The 4,057-nt window shown below is 44.4% G+C and carries 2 protein-coding genes; both read right to left on the minus strand.

Annotated features, from left to right (window positions below; all coding sequences use genetic code 11):
* A partial coding sequence (locus HMPREF1195_RS06510; RefSeq protein WP_023919298.1) for an accessory Sec-dependent serine-rich glycoprotein adhesin occupies window positions 1-3,717 on the minus strand: 3,717 nt, incomplete at its 3' end.
* A gap of 181 nt (window positions 3,718-3,898) precedes the next feature.
* Window positions 3,899-4,057 (minus strand): LPXTG cell wall anchor domain-containing protein (locus tag HMPREF1195_RS10745; RefSeq protein WP_023919300.1); only part of this gene is annotated, 159 nt, incomplete at its 5' end.

Genomic DNA, 4,057 nt, shown 5'->3' on the forward strand with positions numbered 1-4,057 from the left:
TACTGATTGACTTACTGAAACTGAAGTGGATGCAGATGCACTCACTGATTCTGAAGTCGATACTGATTCTGAAGCTGACGATGACTCAGACGCTGAGACTGATTCAGATGTTGAGACTGATTCTGACGTTGAAACCGACTCTGAGGTTGATACTGATGCTGACTCTGATACAGACTCAGATGCTGATGCTGATTCAGACTCAGATGCTGATGCTGATTCAGACGTAGACACTGACTCAGACGTTGAGACTGACTCAGACGATGAGACTGATTCAGATGTAGACGTTGAGACTGACTCAGACGATGAGACTGATTCAGATGTAGACACTGATTCTGAAGTAGATACTGACTCAGACGCTGATACTGATTCTGATGTTGAGACTGATTTAGATGTTGAAACCGACTCGGATGTTGACAGCGATTCAGATGTAGAAACTGACTCAGACGTTGAGATCGATTCTGAGGTCGATACTGACTCTGAGGTTGAAACAGATGCTGACTCTGATACAGACTCAGACGTTGATACAGACTGGAATGTTGAGACTGATTCTGAAGCTGATACTGATTCAGATACAGAAACGGACTCTGAGGTCGATACTGATTCAGACGTTGATACTGATTCAGACGTTGATACTGATTCAGACGTTGATACTGATTCAGACGTTGATACTGATTCAGACGTTGATGCTGATTCTGAGGTTGATACGGATTCAGAGGTTGATACGGATTCAGAGGTAGAAATCGATTCAGACCTTGATACTGACTCTGAAGCCGATACTGATTCGGACGTTGAGACTGACTCACTCAAGGATACTGATGTAGACTCAGACTGCGATTGACTCACTGATTTTGAAGCCGACTCACGAGTAGATTGACTTAGTGACTCCGATACTGACTGTGAAACCAATGCTGAAGCAGACTGACTCACTGAAACAAAGGCGCTCGTTGAAGCGGATATCGAGCTTGAGATAGACTGGCTAACCACTTTGGATACGCTCGCTGATACCGAAGCAGACTGCAAGGCACTGACACTTGCAGAAACGGATTCCGAAACCTTCACAGATTCAGATTTTCTTGCCGATACAGATTGACTCGTTGAAGCGGATTGAGATTGAGAAATCTCCTTGCTCAATGATTGACTGCGAGATAGACTCGCTTGAGCGGATACACTTGCCGATGCTGATTGGCTTAGTGAAGCCGACAAACTTTGCGAACGAACCGAGTTCAGTGATTGGCTCAATGAAACACTCTGCTGAGCCGATACACTCTGTGATTGCTTCGTACTTAAGGACTGACTAATCGATTGCGAAGTTTTCGTAGATGCACTCTGACTGTTTGAGACAGACTGACTATGATCGCTATCTGACAATTTCACAGCTACGACATTGGTCGTACTATCTTTATAAGTAATGGTGACTGTACCATCACTATTAACCGTATAGGCCTTAATGCGGTTAGCCACCTCTGGATTAACAGCCGACACAGCTGCAATCACCTTGCTCTTATCTGCCTCTGTCAAAGCAGTTAGACTCGTCACCTGAATAGTGCTTGTTGGAGCAACACCTGGCGTACGATCAGCAAGACGTCCTTGTGTAATCCGAATTTCACCCAAACCATTTGGACGGTTCATATTAGACGCATTGTCAATAGCCGCGACATTGCGTTGCCATGTATTCCGGTAGGTATGGTAAAGATCATCCTTCAAATGAATGGTCGTTGTGATGGTTGCAGGGTTGGCACTGGTAGCCGTGATCTCTCCCGTGATAGGAGCAATATCGCCTGTTCCATACTGACTACCACCAAAGAAATTCCCGTTCAAGGCATTGTCGTTCAAGTCTGCTCGTGCAACAACTTTCATTTCTTTCAATTTGCCACTGTCATCAGTAGCTGTAAACGTTACAACTGCATCATCACCAGCATAAATGGTATAATTCTTCCCACCACCTTCAAGAGGGGTTGATTTCGGTTCCACACCATTGACCGTTAACTTAGCTGTCACTTCAGGACGTGTAGCATCTGTTACAGCAACCATGTTACTGGCATCGGAATAAACTGCATAATCACCATAAAGGATACGGGCTTTAGCATTTACGCCACCGGTCTGCAAGGGAGCATTTGGTGTTACAATCGCTTGCCCAGAAGTATCCGCTACTGCTGTTCCGATTTCATCATCATTGTTATACAAGACAACGGTAGATCCAGGCTCAGCACCGGTCACTGTTACAGGTGTTTGAGTATAGGCTTTCTCTAGTAAGCGAGTCTCAACCGTCGGTGCTGCTAGGCGCTTAACAGGAGCGGTTACATCATTTGTGGTATTATCTTTATAAGTAATAGTCACTACACCTGATGATGAAACCGAATAAGATTTAAAATCCTTTGAAGTGGCAATATTTGGGTTTGTCGCTTTAAAAGCCTCCCAAACCTTCTCTTTTTCAGCCTGGGCCAAGTTAGTGGTGTCATTAACAAAAGTACTCGTTGTCACAGCCGTAATCGGGTTTCGAATACCATCATTTTGTGGCAAAACCTGAATACGAAGCGTACGTGTCACTGACTGCTTAGCCGTATTAGTCACTACAAAAGAAACATTATAAATTTTCCCAGGTGTTACGACTTCTGTCTGGCCAACAGTCCCCAAAATATTAAAGGCGACTGCACTATTTTTTAGTGCCGATGTCTGAGGCACATTGATGCCATTCACACGGTCACTACCAGAAGCGTAGCCAATGCTTTTAATACTATTTCGTGTAGGAATGGTTTCAAAAACATTATAAGCATGATTGATATAATCTGAATTATAGACAGAAATCAAAGCATTATTGGCTGGCCCTAGATTGTATTGAGGCGCACGAAGGCTGGTATCTGTGTCAATACGGTTTCCATTTCGAGGGTCGCGCTGACCAGATGTCGCGCGCAGCACCGCGTTGGCCAAGCGATTGCGAGCAATCTTTGCTTGGCTTTCCACTGCATCCATTTGAATTGCCGGATTAGACAAGCCTACACGAATAGCCTCTAAAGCCAGATCTCCATTTTCAATAGCATATTCTGTCCCCGGGATTTCTAAAGCTTGCGCTCGATAGGTGTATAAATCCAAGGCCAAGACCTGCAGACGCTTCACCTGGTCTTCCGAGCGAGTAGTCTGAGCCGCTGCTTCTTTCTCACTCGTTTCAGGAGTAGCCCTGTGAATTGAATCGTCCTCTGAGAGACTGTTGCTAGCGATTTCTGATGTGGACTGACTCGCTGAAGCACTAACAACTTGAGATGCACTCAAAGAAACCGACTGAGACAAAGAAAGGCTGTCACTAGCCGACTCTGATAGCGAGACAGATTCACTTATAGATTGACTGGCTGACACAGAATCTGAGTTAGAGGTCGTCCCCAAGACAAAACTATCCGAACCCGCTACACCGATCGATGGGCTGATTTCAGACCCAACAGTCGTATCCATCCCATTTTCCTCAGCAAATACTGAGTTAGCAACCGTTGTCGCTCCAGCCAGAGCCCCTAGTACAACCATACCTTTTACTAGGTCTGCAGGCATTTGACGTGAAGAATCATCATATCTAACCATGATCTTTTCATCCACACCACCTCGCAGGACGCGAAATAGGCCCAACCGAGAGACAGATGCTCGTACCCAGTTCTTTCCTGATTTGATTAATTTAAAACGTGTGATTCGCTCCGTTTCGCGAAAATCACCCTTCGAACGTTTAAAAAACATGTCCGCTCCTTAAATTTTAGATATCAAGTTATTATACCTTATTTTTTCCCTAATGTAACTAATTAAGACCATTTTCTGACACGAAAACAACATCCAAAAAGAGAACCCGGAGGTTCTCTTTTTGGATCCTTTTTTCATTGACCACATACCTGAAATGATCGAATCAAATTAGGATAGAAGATTATTTTTCATCTTCTTTTTTACGACGACCAAGTACAGCCGCTCCAGCAAGTCCTGCAACTGCTCCAAGAAGAGCTGATGTTACAGATGTTGTTTCACCAGTATTTGGAAGTGCTACAGATTCGCTGTGTTTTTGTGATCCACTTGCTGATTCTGATGT

The organism is Streptococcus parasanguinis CC87K (assembly GCF_000507765.1).
GTDB lineage: Bacteria > Bacillota > Bacilli > Lactobacillales > Streptococcaceae > Streptococcus > Streptococcus parasanguinis_J.